24 protein-coding genes are annotated in these 23,261 nt (G+C 69.1%); 11 read left to right on the top strand and 13 right to left on the bottom strand.

What is annotated here, in order from left to right:
• Nucleotides 1–3 precede the first annotated feature (3 nt).
• Nucleotides 4–1,620 (bottom strand): phosphoenolpyruvate carboxykinase, encoded by a 1,617-nt coding sequence (locus AC2YHA_RS05100; RefSeq protein WP_487400616.1) that lies wholly within the window; start codon nucleotides 1,618–1,620, stop codon nucleotides 4–6.
• 140 nt (nucleotides 1,621–1,760) lie between these two features.
• Here AC2YHA_RS05100 and AC2YHA_RS05105 point away from each other — a divergent pair, with 140 nt between their 5' ends.
• The 8 genes from AC2YHA_RS05105 (at nucleotide 1,761) to AC2YHA_RS05140 (ending at nucleotide 7,841) form a co-directional block, all read left to right on the top strand.
• Nucleotides 1,761–2,468 carry a response regulator transcription factor gene (locus AC2YHA_RS05105; protein WP_233782360.1) on the top strand — a complete coding sequence of 236 codons (708 nt, stop codon included), beginning with the start codon at nucleotides 1,761–1,763 and terminating at the stop codon, nucleotides 2,466–2,468.
• Nucleotides 2,468–4,045, top strand: a complete 1,578-nt coding sequence (locus AC2YHA_RS05110) for a sensor histidine kinase (protein ID WP_487400617.1) — start codon at nucleotides 2,468–2,470, stop codon at nucleotides 4,043–4,045. Before AC2YHA_RS05105 ends, AC2YHA_RS05110 begins: the two co-directional genes overlap by 1 nt.
• On the top strand, nucleotides 4,042–4,479 hold the full coding sequence (locus tag AC2YHA_RS05115; RefSeq protein ID WP_233786567.1) for an HPr kinase/phosphorylase: 438 nt from the start codon (nucleotides 4,042–4,044) through the stop codon (nucleotides 4,477–4,479). The genes AC2YHA_RS05110 and AC2YHA_RS05115 overlap by 4 nt, the downstream gene beginning before the upstream one ends.
• Nucleotides 4,476–5,390: an RNase adapter RapZ gene (gene rapZ, locus AC2YHA_RS05120; RefSeq protein ID WP_233782358.1), complete on the top strand. Its 915-nt coding sequence runs from the start codon at nucleotides 4,476–4,478 to the stop codon at nucleotides 5,388–5,390. Before AC2YHA_RS05115 ends, rapZ begins: the two co-directional genes overlap by 4 nt.
• Nucleotides 5,391–5,413: 23 nt before the next feature.
• On the top strand, nucleotides 5,414–5,821 hold the full coding sequence (locus AC2YHA_RS05125) for a PTS sugar transporter subunit IIA (RefSeq protein WP_233782357.1): 408 nt from the start codon (nucleotides 5,414–5,416) through the stop codon (nucleotides 5,819–5,821).
• A complete protein-coding gene (locus tag AC2YHA_RS05130) occupies nucleotides 5,818–6,087 on the top strand; it encodes an HPr family phosphocarrier protein (RefSeq protein WP_233782356.1) in 270 nt (89 codons plus the stop codon). Before AC2YHA_RS05125 ends, AC2YHA_RS05130 begins: the two co-directional genes overlap by 4 nt.
• A gap of 108 nt (nucleotides 6,088–6,195) precedes the next feature.
• Nucleotides 6,196–6,990 carry a TrmH family RNA methyltransferase gene (locus AC2YHA_RS05135; RefSeq protein ID WP_487400618.1) on the top strand — a complete coding sequence of 265 codons (795 nt, stop codon included), beginning with the start codon at nucleotides 6,196–6,198 and terminating at the stop codon, nucleotides 6,988–6,990.
• Between the two features lie 167 nt (nucleotides 6,991–7,157).
• Nucleotides 7,158–7,841, top strand: a complete 684-nt coding sequence (locus AC2YHA_RS05140; RefSeq protein ID WP_487400619.1) for an META domain-containing protein — start codon at nucleotides 7,158–7,160, stop codon at nucleotides 7,839–7,841.
• Here AC2YHA_RS05140 and AC2YHA_RS05145 read toward each other — a convergent pair.
• Entirely contained in the window at nucleotides 7,819–9,249 is a 1,431-nt protein-coding gene (locus AC2YHA_RS05145; protein WP_487400620.1) for a DNA recombination protein RmuC, read from the bottom strand. The two genes, AC2YHA_RS05140 and AC2YHA_RS05145, sit on opposite strands and share 23 nt — an antisense overlap.
• A gap of 95 nt (nucleotides 9,250–9,344) precedes the next feature.
• On the opposite strand from AC2YHA_RS05145, the gene AC2YHA_RS05150 reads away from it, so the two are divergent.
• Nucleotides 9,345–9,827 (top strand): hypothetical protein, encoded by a 483-nt coding sequence (locus AC2YHA_RS05150; RefSeq protein ID WP_487400621.1) that lies wholly within the window; start codon nucleotides 9,345–9,347, stop codon nucleotides 9,825–9,827.
• Between the two features lie 105 nt (nucleotides 9,828–9,932).
• Here the strand turns inward: AC2YHA_RS05150 and def are convergent, their stop codons facing one another.
• Together def and recR are read right to left on the bottom strand one after the other, a co-directional pair.
• Entirely contained in the window at nucleotides 9,933–10,460 is a 528-nt protein-coding gene (gene def, locus AC2YHA_RS05155) for a peptide deformylase (RefSeq protein WP_487400622.1), read from the bottom strand.
• A gap of 55 nt (nucleotides 10,461–10,515) precedes the next feature.
• Nucleotides 10,516–11,112: a recombination mediator RecR gene (gene recR, locus AC2YHA_RS05160; RefSeq protein WP_487400623.1), complete on the bottom strand. Its 597-nt coding sequence runs from the start codon at nucleotides 11,110–11,112 to the stop codon at nucleotides 10,516–10,518.
• A gap of 53 nt (nucleotides 11,113–11,165) precedes the next feature.
• On the opposite strand from recR, the gene fmt reads away from it, so the two are divergent.
• Both fmt and truA read left to right on the top strand, forming a co-directional pair.
• Entirely contained in the window at nucleotides 11,166–12,071 is a 906-nt protein-coding gene (gene fmt / locus AC2YHA_RS05165; RefSeq protein ID WP_487400624.1) for a methionyl-tRNA formyltransferase, read from the top strand.
• Nucleotides 12,068–12,814 (top strand): tRNA pseudouridine(38-40) synthase TruA, encoded by a 747-nt coding sequence (gene truA / locus AC2YHA_RS05170; RefSeq protein ID WP_487400625.1) that lies wholly within the window; start codon nucleotides 12,068–12,070, stop codon nucleotides 12,812–12,814. The genes fmt and truA overlap by 4 nt, the downstream gene beginning before the upstream one ends.
• 107 nt (nucleotides 12,815–12,921) lie before the next feature.
• On the opposite strand, the gene AC2YHA_RS05175 is transcribed toward truA, so the two are convergent.
• The 9 genes from AC2YHA_RS05175 to AC2YHA_RS05215 all read right to left on the bottom strand — a co-directional run bounded on the left by AC2YHA_RS05175 (nucleotide 12,922) and on the right by AC2YHA_RS05215 (nucleotide 23,244).
• A complete protein-coding gene (locus tag AC2YHA_RS05175; RefSeq protein ID WP_487400626.1) occupies nucleotides 12,922–14,112 on the bottom strand; it encodes a class I SAM-dependent RNA methyltransferase in 1,191 nt (396 codons plus the stop codon).
• On the bottom strand, nucleotides 14,103–15,452 hold the full coding sequence (locus tag AC2YHA_RS05180; protein WP_487400627.1) for an NAD(P)H-hydrate epimerase: 1,350 nt from the start codon (nucleotides 15,450–15,452) through the stop codon (nucleotides 14,103–14,105). The genes AC2YHA_RS05175 and AC2YHA_RS05180 overlap by 10 nt, the downstream gene beginning before the upstream one ends.
• Nucleotides 15,449–15,823, bottom strand: coding sequence for a hypothetical protein (locus AC2YHA_RS05185; protein ID WP_487400628.1), 375 nt, complete (start codon nucleotides 15,821–15,823; stop codon nucleotides 15,449–15,451). The genes AC2YHA_RS05180 and AC2YHA_RS05185 overlap by 4 nt, the downstream gene beginning before the upstream one ends.
• Nucleotides 15,804–17,525: a dihydroxy-acid dehydratase gene (gene ilvD / locus AC2YHA_RS05190; protein ID WP_233782344.1), complete on the bottom strand. Its 1,722-nt coding sequence runs from the start codon at nucleotides 17,523–17,525 to the stop codon at nucleotides 15,804–15,806. Before ilvD ends, AC2YHA_RS05185 begins: the two co-directional genes overlap by 20 nt.
• Nucleotides 17,526–17,535: 10 nt before the next feature.
• Complete coding sequence (locus AC2YHA_RS05195) at nucleotides 17,536–18,264, bottom strand: N-formylglutamate amidohydrolase (protein ID WP_487400629.1); 729 nt, start codon at nucleotides 18,262–18,264, stop codon at nucleotides 17,536–17,538.
• Nucleotides 18,261–18,989, bottom strand: coding sequence for an enoyl-CoA hydratase/isomerase family protein (locus AC2YHA_RS05200; protein WP_487400630.1), 729 nt, complete (start codon nucleotides 18,987–18,989; stop codon nucleotides 18,261–18,263). The genes AC2YHA_RS05195 and AC2YHA_RS05200 overlap by 4 nt, the downstream gene beginning before the upstream one ends.
• A gap of 178 nt (nucleotides 18,990–19,167) precedes the next feature.
• Nucleotides 19,168–19,992, bottom strand: a complete 825-nt coding sequence (locus AC2YHA_RS05205) for a 4-(cytidine 5'-diphospho)-2-C-methyl-D-erythritol kinase (protein ID WP_487401703.1) — start codon at nucleotides 19,990–19,992, stop codon at nucleotides 19,168–19,170.
• A gap of 5 nt (nucleotides 19,993–19,997) precedes the next feature.
• Complete coding sequence (locus AC2YHA_RS05210; RefSeq protein WP_487400631.1) at nucleotides 19,998–21,545, bottom strand: tetratricopeptide repeat protein; 1,548 nt, start codon at nucleotides 21,543–21,545, stop codon at nucleotides 19,998–20,000.
• Nucleotides 21,546–21,582: 37 nt separating this feature from the next.
• Nucleotides 21,583–23,244 (bottom strand): electron transfer flavoprotein-ubiquinone oxidoreductase, encoded by a 1,662-nt coding sequence (locus AC2YHA_RS05215; protein WP_487400632.1) that lies wholly within the window; start codon nucleotides 23,242–23,244, stop codon nucleotides 21,583–21,585.
• Between the last annotated feature and the right edge of the window lie 17 nt (nucleotides 23,245–23,261).

Here is a 23,261-nt window from a genome sequence, read left to right on the forward strand (position 1 = left end):
CGGTCAGGCGGCGACGGCCGCCCGGCTGATTTGGGGCGCCGCTTGCAGCACCCCCTCGTCGACATGGTCCGCGAACTGGGCGAAGTTCTCGACGAACTGCTCGACCAGCCGCGCGGCGGTGGCGTCGTAGTCGGCCTTGTCCGCCCAGGTCTCGCGCGGGTCGAGGATCGTCGGATCGACGCCCGGCACCGCCACCGGCACCGCAAAGCCGAAGTTCTGGTCCTGGCGGAATGCTGCGTCCTTGAGCGACCCATCCAGCGCGGCGCCCAGCAGCGCGCGCGTTACCTTGATCGGCATCCGCCGGCCAGTGCCATACTTGCCGCCGGTCCAGCCGGTGTTGACCAGCCAGCAATCGACCCCGCCCTTGGCGATCCGCTCCTTGAGGAGATTGCCGTAGACTGACGGATGCCGGGGCATGAACGGCGCACCGAAACAGGTCGAGAAGGTTGCCTCCGGCTCGGTCACCCCGATCTCGGTGCCGGCGACGCGTGCGGTGTAGCCCGACAGGAAGTGATACATCGCCTGGTCGGGCGTCAGCTTGGCGATCGGCGGCAGCACGCCATAGGCATCCGCGGTCAGGAACACGATGTTGCGCGGCACCGGTCCCAGGTTCTTCGCGCTGGCATTGGGGATGAAGTCGATCGGATAAGCGGCACGGCTATTCTCGGCGAGCGTGTTGTCGTCGAGGTCGAGCGCACGCGTCTCCGCGTCCATCACCACATTCTCGAGCACCGTGCCGAAGCGCTTGGTGGTCGCGTAGATTTCGGGCTCCGCCTCGGGCGAGAGGCGGATCATCTTGGCGTAGCAACCGCCTTCGAAATTGAAGACCGCCTCGTCCGACCAGCCGTGCTCGTCATCGCCGATCAGCGTGCGCGAGGCGTCAGCCGACAGCGTGGTCTTGCCGGTGCCCGACAGGCCGAAGAACACCGCGGTATCGCCATCCGGCCCGATATTGGCCGAACAGTGCATCGGCATGACGCCCTGGGTCGGCAGCAGATAGTTGAGCAGCCCGAATACCGACTTCTTCATCTCGCCGGCATAGGCGGTGCCGCCGATCAGGATCAGCTTCTCGGTGAAGCTCACTGCAATCACCGTTTCGCTTCGGCAGCCATGCCGCGCGGGATCGGCGCGGAAGCTCGGCAGATCGATGATCGTGTATTCGGGCTCGAAGCTGGCGAGTTCCTTCGCCTCCGGCCGCACCAGCATCGTGCGGATGAACAGATTGTGCCAGGCGAGCTCGTTGATCACGCGGACGTGGACGCGATACCCGGGCTGCGAACCGCCGTAGAGATCCTGGACGAACAACGTGTCCTTGCCCTTCAGCACCGCGAAGAAATCCGCCTTCAGATTGGCGAATGCCGCCGGGTCCATCGGCTGGTTGGTCTTGCCCCACCAGATCGTGTCCTGGGTCATGGCGTCGCGGACGGTGAACTTGTCCCGCGCCGAGCGCCCGGTGTGGCGGCCGGTGGCGACCACCAGCGGGCCGTCCTTGGCGAGCCGGCCTTCGCCACGGCAGAGCGCGTGCTCGACGAGCGGAGCGGTGACGAGATTCCAATGGATGGTGGCGCCGGTCTCGATTCCAAGCCGATCGAGCCCGATACGCGGCGTGCGCTCGGTCAATTTCAGTCTCCTCAACGGCGCTTTCTCGCGGAAAGCGCCTTCCTGTGTTCTTTTATGTCTCGGCGCATATCGGGCACGCCGCGTCGGGTCAAACCGCTGCCGGTTGAGACGTGCACGACTTTGGACTAGCCCTGACGGCCATGACGGCAACCATCGCGCTGGTCGACGACGATCGCAACATCCTCACCTCGGTCTCGATTGCGCTTCAGGCCGAGGGGTTTCTCACCCGCGTCTATTCGGACGGCGAAACGGCGTTGAAAGCGCTGGTGGACAATCCCCCGGATCTCGCGGTGCTCGACATCAAGATGCCGCGGATGGACGGACTCGAGCTGCTGCGGCGCCTACGCGAGAAGAGCGCGGTGCCGGTGATCTTCCTCACCAGCAAGGACGACGAGCTCGACGAAGCGCTCGGCCTGGCGATGGGCGCGGACGACTATATCGCCAAGCCGTTCAGCCAGCGGCTGCTCATCGCCCGCATCCGCGCGATCCTGCGTCGGACCGAGGCAGCCGGCGGTGGCGGGAGCGAGGGAGAGGCAGAGCTGCCGCCGGCGATCGAACGCGGGCGGCTGACGATGGACCCGGCGCGCCACCGCGTCCTTTGGGACGGCAAGCCCGTCACCCTCACCGTCACCGAGTTCATGATCCTGGAGACTCTGGCGCAGCGCCCCGGCATCGTGAAGACCCGTAACCAGCTGATGGATGCCGCCTATCACGACGACATCTACGTCGACGACCGCACCATCGACAGCCACATCAAACGCGTCCGCCGCAAGTTCCGTGAGGTCGATCCCGATTTCGACTCGATCGAGACGCTCTACGGCGCGGGCTATCGTTTCGCCGAGGAGTGATGGCGGCCGACAAGGCCCATTCCGCTGCCAATCCAGCTGAGCGCGACCTGGCGCTGTCGTGGTCGGCGCGGGTCTCGCTCACGCCGCGCATCCTGGCGGTCAACATCTTCGCGCTGGCGCTGCTGGCAGGCGGGTTCTTCTACCTCGATTCCTACCGCAGCCGCATTCTCGACAGCCGCCTGGCCCAGGCGAGCCGCGAGGCGCGGCTGATGGCTGACGCGCTCGCCGCCGCTCCACCGCAGCATCGCGACAAGCTGGTGCTCACCTTCGCGCGCGACACCGGCACGCGGGTCCGCCTCTATGATTCGCGGGGCAAGGTCATCGCCGACACCCGCGAGATGGGATCGCGCAATGCCATCCTCGTCGATCCCGACAAGGAAGGATGGCAGCAGGACGCCGCCCGATTCCTCGATGCAGTGATCGACACCGTCGTCGGCGCCCAGCGCGCGCCCTTGTTCCGCGAGCGGCGGGGCGACCGCGGCCTCGAATGGCCCGACGTCCAGGCGGCACGCGATCCTGCGATCACCCACGCCAGCGTCTGGCGTGCGCCCGATCGCACGCCGGTGATCACCGCCGCGGCCAGCTATGGCGACGGCACCGTCTTCACCGTCAACAACGCCCGCGACGTGACGCAGACGGTCCGCGTCGAGCGATTCCGCCTCAGCGTCGTGCTGGCGATCGTCTCCGCGGTCTCGATCCTGCTCTCCCTGTTCCTCGCCCGCACCATCGTGCGCCCGTTGCGCCGGCTTGCCCGCGCGGCGGTCCGCGTGCGGCTGGGGCGCGCCCGCGAGGTGGTGGTGCCCCGCCTCCCCTCCCGCCGCGACGAGATCGGCCTGCTCGCCCGCGCGCTGTCGGACATGAGTGGGGCGCTACGCCATCGCATCGACGCCACCGAAGCCTTCGCCGCCGACGTGACCCACGAGCTCAAGAACCCGCTCGCGTCGCTGCGTTCGGCGGTCGACAGCATCGCCAACGTCCGCGATCCCGAGCTCCAGGGCCAGCTGATCGCGGTGATCCGCGACGACGTCCACCGTCTCGATCGCCTGATCACAGACATTTCCGAGGCCTCGCGCCTCGATGCCCAGCTCAGCCGCGCCAAGTTCGAGCCGGTCGACGCCGGCACGATGATCGACGCCCTGCTGGTCCAGCGCCGCGAGCGCGGGGTCGAGCGGCGCGTGCGCATCCGCTTCGACCGGCCCTCGGCCGAGCCACTCCTTGTGCTCGGCGAGGGCTCGCGGCTGGAGCGGGTGTTCGAGAATCTGATCGACAACGCCCTGTCCTTCTCCCCCGACGGCGGCCTGATCACCATCGCCGCGCGCAAGGACGGCGGCGAGCTCGAGGTTCGCGTCGAAGACGAAGGGCCGGGCGTTCCCGAGAACGAGCGCGAATCGATCTTCCGTCGCTTCCATTCAGTCCGGCCGCATGACGAGGCGTTCGGCAAGCATTCCGGACTGGGCCTCGCGATTGCGCGGACCATCGTCGAAGGGCATGGAGGCCAGATCATGGTCGAATCGCGCGAGGATCGATTGAGCGGCGCCCGTTTCGTCGTCCGCCTGCCGCTGGCGGGCGAGGTCTGATGACCGAGCTTTCGTCGGAAACCATCCACGCGAGCTGCGTCGCGATCGGCGACGTCGCCGTGCTGATCGAAGGCAAGTCGGGCGCCGGCAAGTCCGACCTCGCGCTTCGCCTGATCGACCGCGGTGCGCGGCTGGTGAGTGATGACTATACGATCCTCGTGCGGCGGAGGGGCACGCTTTTCGCCCATCCTCCCGCCAATCTTGCCGGCAAGATGGAGGTACGGGGGATCGGCATCGTCGAGATGGATCATGTCGAGGACGTGCCGGTCAGCCTGATCGTCGCGATCGAGGAGGAGCCGCCGCGGATGCCGCCGGACGAACGCAAGCGCCGCTTCGCCGGCGTCGAGCTGCGCGAGATTGCCCTGCCCTCGCTCGAACCGTCCTCGGCAATCAAGGTCGAGCTGGCGCTGAAGCAACGGCTCGATCCGCGATGAACCATACGCCCAAGGCCATCCTGCTCGTCACCGGCATGTCCGGCGCCGGTAAGTCGACCGTGCTGCGCACGCTCGAGGATCTCGGCTGGGAAACGGTCGACAACCTGCCGCTGCGTCTGCTCGACAGGCTATTGGCCACCGCCCTGCCTGCCGGCGAGCACGACAACCGCCCGCTCGCGGTCGGCTTCGGCGCGCAGACGCGGGGATTCGACGGCGAGCGCATCGTCCAGAACATCAAACGGCTGCAGGATACCGGCGACTACGAGATCGGCACGCTGTTCCTCGATTGCGCAGGGGCCGAGCTCGAACGTCGCTACTCGGAAACGCGGCGCCGCCATCCGCTCGCGACCGATCGCCCGGCAAGCGACGGCATCGCCCGCGAGCGCGAGCTGCTCACGCCACTCCGCCGCTGGGCCAACCGCGTGATCGACACCACCAACGTCGGCACCAACGAGCTCCAGCAGATGATCCGCCGCGACTTCGGCGGCCGCGGTCTCGGCGAGCCGGTGCTGTCGGTAATGTCGTTCGGCTATGCCCGCGGGCTGCCGCGCAACGCCGACCTCGTCTTCGACATGCGCTTCCTGCGCAATCCACACTGGGTGGAGGAGCTGCGCCCGGGCACCGGGCTCGATCAGGCGGTCGCGGATTATATCGCCGGCGATCCGGCCTATGCGGACGCCGTTCCGGCGATCGAGGACTTGCTGCTGCTCCTCCTCCCGCGCTATCGGGCCGAGGGGAAATCCTATGTCACCATCGGGATCGGCTGTACCGGGGGGAGACATCGCTCGGTCCATGTCGCCGAGCGGATCGCGGCAAGGTTGCGCGAGGCGGGTTTTTCGCCCACGGTGACCCACCGCGATCTCGGAACCGCGCCGCAGGACTCGCTTGAAGATCGACCCGTACCTAGATGACACCGAACGGAGACAATGACCGCATGATCGGCCTCGTTCTGGTGACTCACGGGCGACTCGCCGTGGAGTTCGTGACGGCGATGGAGCATGTCATCGGCAAGCAGGCGGCTGTCGCCTCGATCTGCATCGGGCCCGAGGACGACATGGAAGCGCGCCGCGCCGACATCGCCAAGGCGATCGCCAAGGTCGACGACGGCAGCGGCGTGATCGTGCTGACCGACCTGTTCGGCGGCACGCCCTCCAACCTGGCCATCTCGCTGATGGTGCCGGGCCGGGTGGAAGTGATCGCGGGCATCAACCTGCCGATGCTCATCCGGCTGGGCGGCGCGCGCAAGGCGATGAAGGTGGCCGAGGCCGTCGCCGCCGCGCGGGATGCCGGGCGCAAATATATTTCCGTCGCATCGGAAGTGTTGGGAGAGGCCGCAGCTTGAAGGTCAGCCGGACCGTCCGCATCGTCAATCGCCGCGGCCTCCACGCGCGCGCCAGCGCCAAGTTCGTCACCCTCGCGTCCTCGCAACCGATCGAGATCCTGGTCCAGAAGGACGGATCGAGCGTCACCGGCACCTCGATCATGGGGCTGATGATGCTGGGCGCGGCGATGGGCGACGAGATCACCATCAGCGCCACCGGCGACAACGCCGAAGCCGCCGTCACCGCGCTCGCCGAGCTGGTGGAGCAGCGGTTCGGGGAGGATTGAGACGATACCGTCATCCCGGCGAAAGCCGGAATCTCCCGCCACATGCTGTTCGCTTACCGCACGAGACCCCGGCTTCCGCCGGGGTGACGGGTCGGCTAACGCTCGGCCATGCCCCGCGAGATCACCGCTTTCTCCAATCCCCTCGTCAAGCGCGTCCGCAACCTGCGCGACAAGCGGCATCGGCGCGAAGAAGGCCGTTTCCTCGCCGAGGGGCTGCGTATCCTCACCGAGGCGCGTGAGGCGGGGCGGCTTCCCGAACATCTCTTCTTCGCCGACGACGGCCATCCGCTCGTCCGGGCGCTGATCGCCGCCACCGAAGCTGCCGGCGGCGAGGCGATCGCGACCACGCCCGACATCCTCTCCAAGCTTTCGGGCAAGGACAATCCCGGCGCGGTGATCGGCGTCTATCCCGAATTCGCGACATCGCTCGATGCGCTCGACCGCACCGCCGCCCCGATCTGGCTGGTCGCCGAGCGGCTGCGCGATCCCGGCAATCTCGGTACGATCCTACGCACCGGCGACGCGGTCGCGGCGGGCGGGCTGATCCTGCTCGACGAATGCGTCGATCCCTTCTCGGTCGAGGCGGTGCGCGCCAGCATGGGCGCGCTCTTCACGGTGCCCGTCGCCCGCGCCTCGTGGGACGAGTTCCGTACCTGGCTCCGCTCGGGCCCCGGCCAGCTCGTCGGCCTGAGCCTCGACACCAGCAACGATTATCGCGGAGCGCGCTACCAGGCGCCGACCTTCCTTCTCACCGGCAACGAGGCGCAGGGCATGCCCGACCACATGGCGGCCGAGTGCGACCTGCTGGTCAAGATCCCGATGCTCGGCAAGGCCGACAGCCTCAACGCCGCCGTGGCGACGGCGGTGATGGCCTATGAGGTGCTGGCGCAGGTGCGCGGCTAGAAATTCTGTGCTCCTGCGAAAGCAGGAGCGTAGGCCGCCAGCGCGATACACTGTGGCCAGGGCGTAGGAGCACGCGATGGACAGTTTCGTGGCTGTCCGAGATGAACAATGGAGCCAGCGCAGGTTCACGATCGTTACGCCAGCGAGACGGGTGAAGGAGCGACGCCATGAAGACCCTGCTGCTGCTTGCCGGAACCACGCTGTTCGTCACCCCCGCGCTCGCCGAAGAGCGCGCCGCCGCCTATCGTGCGGCCGGCACCGAGCCGTTCTGGTCGCTGACCATCGACCGGACCACGATCACCTACCGCCCGATCGAGGGCCGTCCCGTCACCGTCCGCAAGCCACGACCGATCGTCGGCATCAACGGCGAACTCTACCGCACGCGCACGCTGACGGTCGACATCACCCATGTCCAATGCAGCGACGGCATGAGCGATCGGCGCTATGCCGACACGGTCCGCGTGACGATCGGCCGCCGCACGCTGAACGGCTGCGGCGGCGAGATCGTGAGCGAAAACAGCAACCTCGCCGGCACGCGCTGGTCGATCGCCGCGATCGATGGGCGGCCGGTCCGGCTGGAGCCTCGCGCCAACCGGATCCGCTTCACCGCCGACCGCATCGAAGGCCGCGCCGGCTGCAACAGCCTCGGCGGCACCTACCGCTTCACGCGCGACGGACTATTGCGACCCGGCCCGATCATGGCGACGCAGATGGCCTGCCCCGGCGCTGCGATGAAGGTCGAATCCCACGTCCTCGCCGTGCTGGCCTCGCCCGTGCGGCTCCGCTGGGGCCGCGACACGCTGACGCTCGCCAACAAGACCGGCAGCGTCACTCTGCGGCGCGCACGCTAGGCTCCTCGCCCCCATTCTCTTCGGCGTCCTCCCCGGCGACCGGCAGCAGCGCGACGTCGCCGACGGTGGGCTTGGCGAGCGCGTCGACCGTCTCGACATTCTCGATCTCGCGCGCGCCGGTGCCGACGCTGAGATCACGGAAGCGCCGCGCCGAGACGAGCACGCGCCCCTCGAAGCTCGCGACGAACTTGTTGTAGTTGTCGACCGCCGAATTGAGCCCGCCGCCGACGCGCCTGAGGTGCGTCGCCGCCACCGCCAGCCGTTCGTGCAGCTCCTTGCCGAGCGCGTCGATCGCCCGCGCCTCCTCGACCAGCTTCTCCTGCCGCCAGATGTTGGCGACGGTCCGCGCGATCGCGACAAGGTTGGTCGGCGTCGCCAGCAGCACCTTGCGCTCGATCGCCCATTCCCACAGCTGCGGGTCCTGCTCGAGCGCGGCGAACAGGAAATGCTCGCCGGGGATGTACATCACGACATAGTCGGCCGCATCGCCGAACTTGTCCCAATAGCTTTTGGAGCCAAGTTGCTGGGCATGGTTGCGCACCGAGGCGGCATGGGCCCGAAGCGCCGCGTTTCGCGTCTCGTCGTCGATCGCGTCGCTCGCGTCGAGGAAGGCGTTGAGCGAGCATTTGGCGTCGACCACCAGCCGCCGCCCGCCCGGCATCCGCACGATCACGTCGGGCCGGAGCACGCCGTCGTCGCTGTTGACCACCACTTCCTGCTCGAAATCGGCGAAAGGCGAGAGGCCCGCCTGCTCCAGTACGTTCCGCAGCGACTGCTCGCCCCAGCGGCCCCGCGCCTTGGGGCTGGTACGCAATGCATTGACGAGGCGCGCCGTTTCCTCACGCACCTGGCCCTGTCCCGCGCGCACTTGCTCCACCGCCTCGCGCAGGCCGGCATAGCTGTCGATCCGATCGCGTTCGACCTTGGCGAGCCCCTCCTCGTAACGCTTCAACGTAGTCTCAACAGGTGCCAGCAAAGCTTTGATCTTGGCTTCATTTGCTTCACCAGCCTGGCCAAACCGCTCGTCCGCGCGCTTGAGAAAGTTCGCCTGCGCCTCGCTCAACATCGTCTGCGCGGTCTCGCGGAACTGGCCGACCATTGCCTCGCGCGCCGCCTTGAACTCGGCGAGCCGGTCCTCGAAGGCGCTCGCCTTGGTCTTGAGCTCCATCAGCTCGAGCCGGGCGATGTCGCGCTCGCGCGTCGTGATCTCCAGCGCCTCGCGCAGCTCGGGCATCTCGCGCACCCGCTCGGAGGCGACAGCGAGGTCGGCGATCGCCGCCTTGAAGTCGGCCTCGCGCATGTCGCGCTCCGCGCGGGCCTGGGCAGTGCCGCGATTACCGAGGAACCAGCCGAGCGCCACGCCAACGGCCAGGGCAACCAGGATCAACAGGACGGCGGTGGTGCTCATCATATCTCGCGCAAATCGGAACAGAGGGCGAACCTATCCGCCCACCGCCGGATCGACAAGCGGAACGTCATGTCGCCGGCGGAGTTTGCGACGGCATGAGATCGGTCGTCGCCCTGCCGCTATCCTGCCTGGCCATCGCGTGTTCGCCTTCCGCAAGCGACAATGCGGCCGACGCAGCCACCAATGCGGTAGTCGCGACGGTGCCCCCTCTCTCGCCAGCAAGCCCGCCGCCACAATCCAACGCGACACCCGCTATTTCTCCGGCGAAACCCGGTACCAGCCTCCCGCCGGCGAGCACGGAGTTCCGCTATGTCGGAACCTGGGCGGCGAAGCCCGAGCTTTGCCGCTCGGGTGCATGGACATTCGCCCAGCGTCATCTCGCCACCGCAGGCGAGGTCTCCTGCGACTTCGACGACGTCGAAACCGTTCCCGGCGGCTACGACATCGCGGCGACCTGCTATGCCGAGGCACCGGCCGCCAAGGACCGGATCACGCTCCGCTTCGCCGAATCCGCCAAGGCGATGATGGTCGAAGCGAAAAGCTTCCAGCCGATCGGCCTGATCTACTGCGGCACCTGACCCGTCGAAAGGACCTGCTCCTGCGAAGGCAAGAGCGCCGGCCCCAAACGATGTAGCCATGATCCAAAGCTCCTGCCTCCGCAGGAGCTCAGGCGGGGACCGGCTCTACGCCGCCGCCTTGCGCGCCTTCGCCAACTTCTTGACGATCATGTCGCGCTTGAGCCGCGAGATGTGATCGATGAACAGCACGCCGTTCAGATGGTCGATCTCGTGCTGGATGCAGGTCGCCATCAACCCGTCGAACTCCTCCTCATGGGAGGCCCCGTCGCGATCGAGCCACTTCACCTTGCAACGTGCGGGACGCTCGACCTCGGCATATTGCTCGGGAATTGAAAGACAGCCTTCGTTGTAGGTCGCGGTTTCCTCGCTGGTCCAGGTGAGCTCCGGGTTCACGAACACCTTGGGATCGCGCACCGGCTCGCCCTCGGGCTCCTCCGGCTCCTGCAGGTCGATCACCACCACGCGCTGGAGCACGCCGACCTGCGTCGCGGCGAGGCCGATGCCGCGCGCATCGTACATCGTCTCGAACATGTCGTCGATCAGCGCGCGCGTCTCGTCGGTGATCGCCGCGACCGGCGCGGCAACCTCGCGCAGGCCCGGATGGGGAATCTCGAGGATCGTCATTACCGTCATGCGGCCGAGCTAAGCCTCCCGCCCATGAGCGTCAAGCGAGCGCCGAAGGACGTGGCTATGCCACCGGCCGGCGCGCGCGCAATGCCTGCGCCAGCGTGCCCTCGTCGAGATAGTCGAGCTCACCGCCGACCGGCAGTCCGTGCGCGAGCTGGGTCACGCGCACCGGATAGGTCTCGATCCGCTCGGCGATGTAGTGGGCGGTGGTCTGCCCCTCCAGCGTCGCGTTCATCGCCAGCACCACCTCGTCGATCCCGCCCGCGGCGATGCGCCGGATCAGGCCGTCGATCGCAAGGTCCTCCGGCCGCACGCCCTCCAGCGCCGACAGCCGCCCGCCGAGCACATGGAACCGCCCCGGAAACAGCCGCGAGCGCTCCAGCGCCCAGAGGTCGGCGACCTCCTCGACCACGCAGAGCGACCGCGCGTCCCGGCGCGGATCGGCGCAGACGGTGCAGGGATCGGTGGTGTCGACGTTGCCGCAGGTCGAACAGGTCGACAGCCGCTCGTTCACCGCGCTCAAGGCCGACAGCAAAGGCCCCAGCGCCGCCTCGCGCCGCTTGATGAGATGGAGCACCGCGCGCCGCGCCGAACGGGGGCCGAGCCCGGGCAGCTTGGCCAGCGCATTGGTCAGCGCCTCGATTTCGGGAGAAGCCATGTGGGAACAGATAGGGGGTTGCGCGCGCGGACGCCACGGTGTCCTGAGGCGCGATGCGGATCATCTTCATGGGAACGCCCGACTTCGCCGTGCCGACGCTCGATGCGCTGGTGGCGGCCGGGCACGACGTCATCGCCGTCTACAGCCAGCCTCCGCGCCCGGGCGGGCGCCGCGGTCAAGCGCTGGTGCCCTCGCCGGTGCACGCGCGCGCCGAAGTGCTGGGCATCGGGGTACGGACGCCCGCGAGCCTGCGCGATGCCGCGACGCAGGCCGATTTCGCGGCGCTGGAGGCGGACATTGCGGTCGTCGCCGCCTACGGCCTGATCCTGCCGCGCCCGGTGCTCGACGCGCCGCGGCACGGCTGCCTCAACGTCCATGCCTCGTTGCTGCCGCGCTGGCGGGGGGCCGCGCCGATCCAGCGCGCGATCCTGGCGGGCGATGCCGAAACCGGCGTGGGGATCATGCAGATGGAAACCGGCCTCGACACCGGTCCGGTCCGCGCCGAGGCCCGCACGCCGATCGACGCCAAGACCGCCGGCGAGCTCACCGCCGAGCTCGCAGCGAGGGGCGCGGAGCTGATGGTCGAGGTGCTGGCCAGCCTCGACCGGTATCCGCCAGTGCCGCAGCCGGAGGACGGCGTCACCTACGCCGCCAAGATCGACAAGGCGGAGTGGCGGCTCGACTTCACCCAACCGGCCGAGGCGGTCGAGCGGCAGGTACGCGCGTTCAATCCGCCGGGCGCCTTCTTCGAGGTCAGGGGAGAGCGGGTCCGGGTGCTCGCGGCGGACCTGGTGGAGGCGAGCGGGCCGGCCGCGACCGTGCTCGACGACAGGCTGACGATCGCCTGCGGATCGGGCGCGATCCGGCCGACATCGGTCCAGCGGGCCGGCCGCGGCGTCATGGCGTCGGACGAATTGCTGCGGGGCTTCCCGGTGCCGCAGGGGGTCGAGCTCGCATGACCCGTTTCGCGCTCACCATCGAATATGACGGCCGCCCCTTCATGGGCTGGCAGGTGCAGGATCATGGCCCCAGCGTGCAGGAAGCGATCGAGCGGGCGGCCTATGAGGTCACCGGCGAGGAGGTGCTGGTCCAGGCCGCCGGCCGCACCGACACGGGCGTCCACGCGACGGGGATGCGCGCCCATTGCGACATCGCCAAGCCGCTTACGCCCTTCCGCCTGATGGAGGCGCTCAACGCCCGCCTGCGCCCTGCCCCGGTCGCGATCCTCGGCTGCGAAGTAGTGCCCGATGACTGGCACGCCCGCTTCTCCTGCATCGCGCGCCACTACGAGTACCGCATCGCCGTGCGCCGCGCGCCGCTCACCTTCGAGAAGGGGCTGGCCTGGCGCATCCACGCCCCGCTCGACGCCGCGGCGATGGCCGAGGGCGCCGCGCATCTCGTCGGACGCCATGACTTCACCACCTTCCGCTCGGCGCACTGCCAGGCCGACAATCCGGTGCGCACGCTCGACCGGCTCGAGGTGGAAGCGGAGGGCGACCGCATCACCGTTTACGCCTCGGCGCGTTCGTTCCTGCATCACCAGGTGCGCTCGATGGTCGGCTGCCTCGCGCTGGTCGGCCAGGGCAAGTGGCGGCCCGACGACATGCGCCGCGCGCTCGAGGCGCGCGACCGCGCTGCGCTCGGCCTCAACGCGCCGCCCGACGGGCTCTACTTCATCCGCGCCGATTATCCGGGGGAGTGACGGCCCCTTCCGACGTCATCCCGGCGAAAGCCGGGATCCAGGGTCGCAAGCGACATCCTACTTGGCTCTGGATCCCGGCTTCGCCGGGATGACAGGAAATGGTGTACCTAGCGGCTGAACGCCGCCGCCAGCTCGACATGGATCGACCAGGTGAACTGGCCGACCGGCTGGACCCAGTCGAGGCGATAGCCGCCTTCGCATATGATCTTCGCATCACGCGCGAAGCTACTGGGATTACATGAAACATAGGCAATCCGTGCGGCTCGCGAGGCGGCGAGCTGCACCGCCTGCTCGCGCGCGCCGGCCCGTGGCGGATCGAGCACGATCGCGTCGAAGCGATCGAGCTCGGCCGGCACCAGCGGCCGCCGGAACAGATCGCGATGCTCGGCGAACACCGGCCGTCCGGCCCGTCCCGCCGCGGCCTTGAGCGCCAGCACCGCGTCACGCGCGGCCTCGGCGGCATAGAGTTTTCCAGGAAGGGCAAAGGTGAAGGTACCGAGCCCAGCGAACAGGTCGGCCGTGGCCATCGCGCCATCCACTGCTTCGCGCACCGCCGCGACCAGCGCCGCCTCGCCATGCACGGTCGCCTGGAGGAAGCTCGCCGGCGGGAACGGCACCGGCACGCCGCCGAGGGCGATCGTCACCGGCTCGGGCTCCCAGCGGACCTCCGGCCCCATCCCCTCGTCCACCGCGAACCGCGCCAGCCCGTTTCGGCCGGCAAAGGCGATGACCTCCTCCGCGACCGTGAGGCTCTCGGTAATCCGCGCTTCGATCAGCACGTCCGGTCCGCGATCGGTCGACGCGAGATGCACGTTCGCCCGCCCACGCTCCGGCATCAGCGCCGCGAGCAGCTTCCTGAGCGGTGCCAGCAGGGCGAACAACTCCGGCGTGAGCACCCAGCATTCGGCCATGTCGACGATGCGATGGCTGGCGCCCTCGGTGAAGCCGAGCAGCACCTGCCGCCCCCGCCGTTCGGCGTGAAGCGTCGCCCGGCGACGCGTGCGCGGCGGCGACAGCGCCGGCGGACGGATCGCGGCGCTCAGGCCCTGAGCCCTCAGCGCGCCAGCGATCCGGTCAAAAACGAAGGAGGAATAACTTTCTTCATCAAGATGTTGAAGCTGGCATCCGCCACACACTGGGAAATGCCGGCACGGCGGCGCTTGATGATGGATACCCGGGTCGACGCTGCCGTCCGGACGGATCACATCGCCGGGCGCCGCAAGCGCGACGTGGCGCCCGTCCGCGGTCACCCCGTCGCCGCGCGCGGCGACGCGCACGATCGTGTCCGTCACAGGCATTCCGCGATCGCCCGGGGAAGCGCGTCGATCAGCTCGTCCGCGATCAGCGCCGGGCCCACGATCTCGGCTGCCCGCGCGTGCAGCCACACCGCCTCCTCCGCCGATCCGCCGGCAGCGATTCGCCCGGCGACCAGCCCGGCGAGGACGTCACCCGTCCCGGCGCTCGCCAGCCATGACGGCGCGGCCGCCTCGACGACGACGCTCCCCCCGGGCGAGGCGATCACCGTGTCCGCGCCCTTGTGGACGATGGTGCAGCCGCTTGCCCCGGCCGCCGCGAGCGTACGCTCGATCTTGCCGCCCTCGCCTTCGCCGAACATGCGCGTGAACTCGCCCGAATGCGGGGTCAGCACGGTCGGCGCCTGCCGCGCCCGCAACCGGTCGACCGCGTCATTCCCGAGGATCGACAGCGCATCGCCATCCAGCACCAGCGCCCGGTCGCTCGCGATGGCCTTGTCGAGCAGGCCCGAGCCGCCGCCGCCCAGTCCCGGCCCGATGACCAGCGCGCCGATCCGCTCGTCGTCGAACAGATCTTCGACCTCGCGATGGACGAGCGCATCCGGCCCGCCCTCGGCGCCGGCGAGCACCACGTAACCCGCGCAGCGCATTGCCGCCCGCGCCGCCAGACGCGCGGCGCCCGGCATCGCGCCGGCGATCACGCCGACCATGCCGCGGCTGTATTTGTGCGCCCCCGGCTCCGGCGCGGCGAGCCTGGGGCGGGCGATCGTCCGCCAATCCGTCGCTACCGGCACGTCGATGTCGGCGAGCAGCACATGCCCGCTGCGGGCGATCCCCCGCCCCAGCACATGCTCCGGCTTCAGCGCGCCTAGCGCGACGGTGACATCGACATCGAGCCCATCCCCTTCCGTGGTGACGCCGGAGGGAATGTCGATCGCGACGACGAGCTCCGCCGCTCGCGTCAGCCGCGCCAGCGACGCTGCCACCTCGGGCACGAGGGGGCGGGTGATCCCGGTGCCGAACAGCCCGTCGACCAGCACCGGCCGCGCCGCCGCTTCGCCGAGCGGCGTCACCGCACCCGTCCACCGCGCCCGCATCCGTCCCGCCGAGCCTTCGCCCTTTCCGGGAAGCTCCGCCACGTTGACGTCATGGCCCCGCCTCGCCAGCCAGCGCGCCGCCACCCAGGCATCGCCGCCGTTGTTGCCGGGCCCGGCCAGCACCAGAATCCGCCGCCCGCCCGCCAGCCGCGCCACCTCAAGCGCGACCGACGCGCCGGCCCGCTCCATCAATTCGTCCTGCGAAACGCCGCGCGCGAAAGCCCCTTCCTCCGCAGCGCGCATCGCCGCGGCGGTGACGATCGGCGCGCCTTCCGGAATCCGCCTCATCGTTTCGGGATCGGCCCCACCGTCGCCGGCAGCCGATAGCGCGCTCCCCCGATCGCGACCTCGATCGTCCGCGGATCGACCACGCTCACCGCCGCTTGTTCCGCCCCGTCGGCCGCGACGACCCCGCGCCCGTCCCGGGTGGTGCGCAGCCGATGGAAGCCGCCGCCGGGCTGATGCACCGTCAGGACCAGCCCTTCATCCGACCGCATGCGATCGACCGTGCACACGCGCGAAAACCCCTGCGCTCCCGGCGGAGCGCAGTCGATGCGATCGCCCGCCGCCTGCTCGGCATTGCCGGTATCGGACGCCTGCCCGCACGCGGCGAGCAGGAGCAGGAGCAGGACGGCGAGGCTAGATATCCGCGTAGACATGGCGTTCGGCAGCGGCTCCCGGGTGCGTGACCGCGCCCTTGTACGCCGGACCGACCGTCTCCGAATAGCGCCACAATGCGCCCGACTGATAATCGTTGACCCGCGGCCGCCAGCGCGCCTTGCGCTCGGCGAGCACGGCCTCGTCGACCAGCAGGTCGATCGTGCCCGCCTCCGCGTCGATGCGGATCGGATCGCCGTCCTCGACCAGCGCGATCGGACCGCCCTCCGCCGCCTCCGGTCCGACATGGCCGATGCAGAAGCCCCGCGTCGCGCCCGAGAAGCGGCCGTCAGTGATCAGCGCGACGCTCTCGCCCATGCCGAGCCCGTAGAGCGCAGCGGTGGTCGCCAGCATCTCGCGCATCCCCGGGCCGCCCTTCGGCCCTTCGTAGCGGATCACGATCACGCAGCCCTCTGCGATGTCGCGCGCCTCGACCGCGGCAAAGGCATCCTCCTCGCAATCGAACACCCGCGCCGGCCCTTCGAACTGAAGGTGATGCAGCCCCGCGACCTTCACGATCGCGCCATCGGGCGCCAGCGAGCCGCGCAGGCCGACCACACCCCCGGTGGGCGTGATCGGGGTGCGGGCGTCGTAGATCACCTTCTGGTCGGGATTCCACGTCACCTGCTCGATATTCTCACCCAGCGTCCGGCCGGTGACGGTGATGCAGTCGCCGTGAAGCAGCCCCTCGGCAAGCAGCGTCTTCATCAGCATGTAGACCCCGCCAGCCTCGTACATGTCCTTCGCGACATACTGCCCGCCCGGTTGCAGGTCTGCGCAGTAAGGCGTTGACTTGAATATCTCCGCCACGTCGAACAGGTCGAAATCGATCCCCGCCTCGTTCGCCATCGCCGGAAGGTGCAGTGCCCCGTTTGTCGAGCCGCCGGTCGCCGCGACGATACGCGCGGCATTCTCGAACGCCTCGCGCGTGCAGATGTCACGCGGACGGATGTTGGCGGCAAGCAGTTCCATCACTTGAACGCCCGCGGCATGGGCAACCTGCTCACGCGAGCTATAAGGTGCCGGCAACATATTACTGTTCGGCAAAGATAATCCGATCGCCTCACCGACGCAGGCCATCGTATTGGCGGTATATTGTCCGCCGCACGCGCCATGCCCCGGGCAGGCGACCTTCTCGAGCGCATGGACGTCCTCGATCGGGCAAGTGCCGGCGGCGTAGCGCCCTACCACCTCGAATACGTCCTTGACTGTGACGTCACGTCCCTCGAACCGGCCGGGCAGGATCGAGCCGCCATAGACGAAGATCGACGGCACATTGAGCCGCAGCATCGCCATCATCATGCCGGGCAGCGACTTGTCGCACCCCGCGAAGCCGACCAGCGCGTCGTAGCAATGGCCGCGCACGCTGAGTTCGATCGAATCGGCGATCACCTCGCGGCTGACGAGCGACGCCTTCATCCCCTGATGGCCCATCGCGATGCCGTCGGTGACGGTGATGGTGTTGAACCGGCGCGGCAGGCCCCCGCCAGCCTCCACCCCGCCGCGGCAGGCGTCCGCCTGCGGATCGAGCGCCGTATTGCACGGCGCGCTGTCGTTGCCGGCGCTGGCGATCGCGACGAACGGGCGCGCGATCTGCTCCTCGGTGAGCCCCATCGCATAATAATAGCTGCGGTGCGGAGCGCGTTCGGGCCCGACCGAGACGTGACGGCTGGGCAGGCGGGATTTGTCGAATTGATGAGCCATGACGCGGCGCCTATGTCGCGGGAAGGGCCTTCGACGCAAGGTCATTGCGCACCGCAGCGATCATTCGCGTCAAAATTTCCGTCCAGCGCGCCACGCCGGCCTCGTCGCGGATCAGGTCGTTGCGCACTTCGATGCCGACCGAAGGGGTGCCCTGCCCCTCCGCATGGCGGTTGAGCGTCGCGTTGAGGACGCGGCCCGAATAGGGCTCGTTGTCCCCGACGATCAGCCCTTCTCCCTCGAGGAAAGCGATCGCCGGCTCCGCAGCGCGGCGGTCGCGGTTGGAGAGGATGCCGATCTCCCAGCGCCGTTCGGGCGCATTGCCGCTCTCGAGCCGCGGCGTGAAGCTGTGGATGCCGAGGATCAGCCGCGGCCGCCTTGCCCGCACTTCGGCGGCGACGACGCGGTGATAGGGTGCATGGAAGCGGGCGATGCGCTTGAAACGATCGACAGTGCCGTTGCCCAGGATTGCGTGGCCGTCGCTGGTCGCCGGGATGAGCGTCGGATGATCGGCTTCACGATTGAGGTCGATCACCAGGCGCGAGACGGTGGCGAGTACCGCCGGGGCGCCGATGGCGGCCGCAAGCGCGCGTGTGAGCGGCCCCGCGCCGATGTCGATCGCGATGTGGCGGTCGAGCAGGTCGGACGCGACGCCGAGGTCGATGCCGGGCGGAATGGCGTTGGAGGCATGGTCGCAGAGCAGCAGCACGTCGCCGCTGCCGGGCAGGATCTCGGGGTTCATCGCTTGCGCTCGCGAAAGGCGGTCAGCCGCTCGGCGAACTCGGTGCCACCGAACGCAGCGTCGAAATCGCGGGCAACTGCAGGAGAATGCGGATCGGCGAGCGTCCGCTTCAGCATCCGCACCGCATCGGGCGCGAGCGTCGCGATGCGCTCGGCGAAGGAGTCCGCGGCGATCAAAGCGTCGGGCGCGCGCAGCTCGGCCAGGCCGATACGATATGCTTCATCGGCGTCGGTCGGATCGGCGACGAGCAGCATCCGCGCCGCCTGCCCGCGCCCGACCCTGTCGATCAGCCGCGCGACGTCCTCGCCTGGATAGCCGATGCCCAGCTTGGCCGGCGTGGTCGCGAACACCGCGCCGTCACCGGCGATCCTGAAGTCCGCGGCAAGCGCCAATGCGACCGCGGCGCCATAGCAACCGCCATCCACCGCCGCGATCACCGGCATCGGCAGCGCAGCCACCGCCTCGATCCCGGCGCGCATCGCTTCGCGGAAGGTGGTCCTGGCCGGCGGATCGGAGGCGAGCGCGCCCAGATCGGCAAGATCGGCGCCGGCGGAAAAGCTCCCCGGCACTGCCGAGGAGAAGATCACGGCACGAGCGTCTGATCGGCCGATCTCGGCGACGACATCGCGCAGCATCAGCCAGCCGGCGGTCGGAATCGCGTTGCGCTGCGCCGGCCGATCGAGCGTGATCCGGGCAATGGCGCCGTCGCGCGACCAGGTGATCATGCGGCGCCCCGGAGGGCGGGAGATGGCGCGCGGACGGACCGTAGGCCATCGGCGGACGGCTCGCTCCCGGCGTCTGATCCGCTGTCGATGATTACAGCAAGCGCCATGCCAATCACCTCCGCCCTCTGCGGGAGGTCGATGAGCACGCCGATACGTACCGAAGAGAGACAGAGAAGTGTCACGACAGGATCGTTTCGAGACACCACCAGCCCGGCCGCGCGGCCCGGATGGCAGTCGCGGCGCGGTTGCGCGCGGCGGCATCGGCGCACAGCGCAAAACAGGTCGCGCCCGAACCCGACATGCGGACGAGGAGCCTCCCCGGCTGCGCGGCGAGCAGCTCCAGCACCTCGCCGATCGCGGGCGCCACCGCGCGGGCTGGCGACTCCAGGTCGTTGCGCCCCTCGCTCGCGATCACAGACGCATCGCCGACCGGCAGCGCCCCCCGGTCTACACCGTCCCAGCGCGCGAACACCTCGCGCGTCGCGACTGCCACACCGGGGTTGACCAGCAGCACCGGCGCGCCCTGCAGTCCGCCAACCGGCTCCAGCCGTTCGCCCCTGCCCCGTCCGATCGCGGTGCGGCCCAACAGGCAGGCAGGGACATCCGACCCCAGCTCGGCCGCAATATCCGCGAGCATCGCCGGATCGATGCCCGTCCGCTGCGCCAGCGCCCGCAGCATCGCGGCGGCATCGGCCGAGCCGCCGCCGAGTCCCGAGGCGACTGGCAGGCGCTTGACCAACTCGGTGCGAAGCGGCGGCAACGGCCCGAACGCAGCGGAGAAGGCCTCGGCGGCCCGCGTGACGAGGTTGTCGTCCTCCCGCGCCAACGCCTCGGCAAACGGCCCCGTGACGGTGAACGACGGCGCCTCGGCATCGCTCAGGCGCAGCTCGTCGCCAAATTCGGTGAAGGCGAACAGCGTCTCCAGTTCATGATAACCGTCCTCGCGCCGGGCGCGGACGTGGAGGGCGAGGTTGAGCTTGGCCCGCGCAGGCTCGACGATCATCGCCGTCACTTGAGTCCGGCAGAGAGCTTGCCCGACAGCCGCGCCGCATCCTCGCTCCCGGCGTGGACCGACGCTGCCCGCCACGCGTAGCGCGCCTCGTAGCGGCGGCCGAGCCGCCAATAGGCATCGCCGAGATGCTCCTGGATGGTGACGTCCGCCGGCTCGGCCCGCGCCGCACGTTCAAGCAGCGGCATCGCCCTGGTGAGATCGCCGGTCTGGACATAGGCCCAGCCGAGCGAATCGGCGATCGCGGCGTCGTTGGGCTCGAGCTTGACCGCGCGCTCCAGCATGGCGCGGGCGCCGGCGACATTCTCGCCCCGAACGAGCTGCGCATAACCCAGATAATTGAGCGCCACCGCCTGGTCGGGCGCCAGTGCCACCGCCTTCTCGAGCAACGGCCTGGCCTCGGCCCAACGGCCCGCCTGCTCCAGCGCGCCGCCGCGCTGGAGATAGAGAATCCAGCCGGGACTGCCTTCCACCCGCGTCATCGCCTGGGCATAGGCATCGGCGGCCTCGCCGTAACGCCCGGCTGCCACCAGCATGTCGCCGTAACGCTGCATGTCCTCGGCGTCGGCGCCCTTGGCATGCGCGACCGCTCCGGCAGTCTCCAGCGCGCGACGATCCTCGCCCGCGCGATCGAGCACCGTCACCTTGGCCGTCAGCGCCGGGGCGGCATAGATCGATTCGGGTCCCACCTCGTCGAGCAGGGTGATCGCCCGCCGCTCCGCACCGTCGGCGGAGAGGGCGTCGGCGAGGATCAGCCGGGCGCGATCATCCTGCGGATCGAGCAGCATCGCCGCGCGGCCCAGCACGATCGCCAGCGGCCGCGCCTCGCCCCGGACCAGATCGGCTGCGAGACGTGTGAAGAGCCGCGACACCCCGAACGCCGCGCTCGGCTCCACGCCGTCGCCCAGCCGCTCCCGCAGCGCCGTCAGCACGCGATCGTCGCCGGCGATCACCGCCCGGGCCAGATCATCACGGCCGCCATGGGCGAGGAGCTCGGCGGCATTGACGCGAAGATCGAGGTTGCCAGCGCTGGCGCCGAGCAGGATACGCAGCTCGGTCACACCATCATCGATCTTGCCGCCCGCGATCAACAGCAAGATGCGATTCTCGGCATTGAAGCGCCGGGCAAGGCCGCTGTCGCCCTTGTCCAGCAGCTTGGCGGCCCCGGCATCGCCGCGGTCGAACGCGACCCAGGCCTTGATCACCGGTCCCAGGAACTCGAGCGGTCCGTTGGCCATCCGGTCGGCGGCGGCATTGGCCGCTTCCCAGTCGCGCGCGGCGACCGCGTCGGCGGCAGCGAGCACGGCGGTGTCGGCCGGCGCCACGCCCGCCGACTGCAGCACCGCGACCGCCTGCCGCGCCAGCGCCAGGTCGCCCGCCGCCAGCGCCTCGCGATAGGCGCGGATCGCCACCACCGGATTGCTGGGCGATCCCGCCAACGCCGCGCCATAGGCGGCCGAGGCGGCCTCCACCGCGCCGTCGGCGTCGGCGGCGCGCGCCTTGACGTAGGCCGCGAGCGACTGCGGCACGTCGGCATGGGCCGGCACCGCGATGAACGCCGCGGCGATACCGGCAACAAGGACGCTACATGTTCGGATAATTCGGCCCTCCGCCGCCTTCGGGGACCACCCAGTTGATGTTCTGGGTCGGGTCCTTGATGTCACACGTCTTGCAGTGGACGCAGTTCTGCGCGTTGATCACGAACCGCGGCTCGCCCACGTCCTCGCCCACCACCTCGTAAACGCCTGCCGGGCAATAGCGCTGCGCCGGCTCGTCGAACAGCGGCAGATCATAGGCGATCGGAATATCCGGATCGCGCAGCGTCAGATGGACCGGCTGGTCTTCCTCATGGTTGGTGTTCGACAGGAACACCGAGGAGAGCCGGTCGAACGTCAGCACGCCGTCGGGCTTGGGATAGACGATCGGCTTGACCAGGTCCTTGCGCCACAGCGTCTCGTTGTCGGGATGGTGGTGCATCGTGAACGGCACCTTGATGCCCCAATGCTCCAGCCACATGGTGATGCCCGACAGGCCGGAGCCGATGAAGTCCCCGAACTTCTTGACCAGAGGCGCCACGTTGCGGACGACCGACAGCTCCTTCTTGACCCAGCTGGTCTCGAACGCCTCCGGATAGGCCATCAGCTCGTCGTGCGCCCGCCCCGCCTGGATCGCCGCAAAGGCCGCCTCCGCCGCCATCATCGCCGACTTGATCGCGGTATGGCTGCCCTTGATCCGCGGCACGTTGAGGAAGCCCGCGCTGTCGCCGATCAGCGCGCCGCCCGGGAACACCAGCTTCGGGATCGACTGCAGCCCCCCGTCGCTGATCGCCCGCGCGCCGTAGGAGACACGCTTGCCGCCCGCCAATATCTCCGCGATCGCCGGATGCGTCTTCCAGCGCTGCATCTCCTGGAACGGCGAGAGATAGGGATTGGTGTAGTTGAGCCAGGTGACGAACCCGAGCGCGACCTGCCCATTCGCCTGATGGTAGAGGAACCCGCCGCCGTTCGAGCCCTTGACCTCGCTGAGCGGCCAGCCCTGAGTGTGGATCACCCGCCCCGGCACGTGCTTGGCCGGATCGATGTCCCACAGCTCCTTGACGCCGAGGCCGTAGATCTGCGGGTCGCTGTCCTTCGCAAGGTCGAAGGTACGGATCAGCTCCTTGGTCAGATGCCCGCGGCACCCCTCGCCGAGGAACGTGTATTTGGCATGAAGCTCCAGCCCTGGCTGGTAATCCGGCTTGTGCGTGCCGTCGCGCGCGACGCCCATGTCGCCGGTGGCGACACCCTTTACCGATCCGTCGTCGTTGAACAGCACCTCCGCGGCCGCGAAGCCAGGAAATATCTCGACGCCGAGCTCCCCCGCCTGTTCCGCCAGCCAGCGGCAGAGGTTGCCGAGGCTGCCGGTATAGGTCCCCTTGTTGTGCATGAACGGCGGCGTCAGCAGGTGCGGCAGCGCGAACTTGCCCTTCCTGCCAAGGATCCAGTGCTGGTTGTCCGTCACCGGTACCTCGGCGAGCGGGCAGCCCTTGTCGCGCCAGTCGGGGATCAGCTCGTCGAGCCCGCGCGGATCGACCACCGCGCCCGACAGGATGTGCGCACCGACCTCCGATCCCTTCTCCAGCACGCACACGCTGAGCTCGGCGCCGGCCTCGTTGGCGAGCTGCTTGAGCCGGATCGCCGCCGACAGCCCCGCCGGCCCGGCGCCGACGATCACCACGTCGTAAGGCATCGACTCGCGTTCAGCCATCATCGTCTCCCGCCGGG

The organism is Sphingomonas sp. SRI_018 (assembly GCF_057586275.1).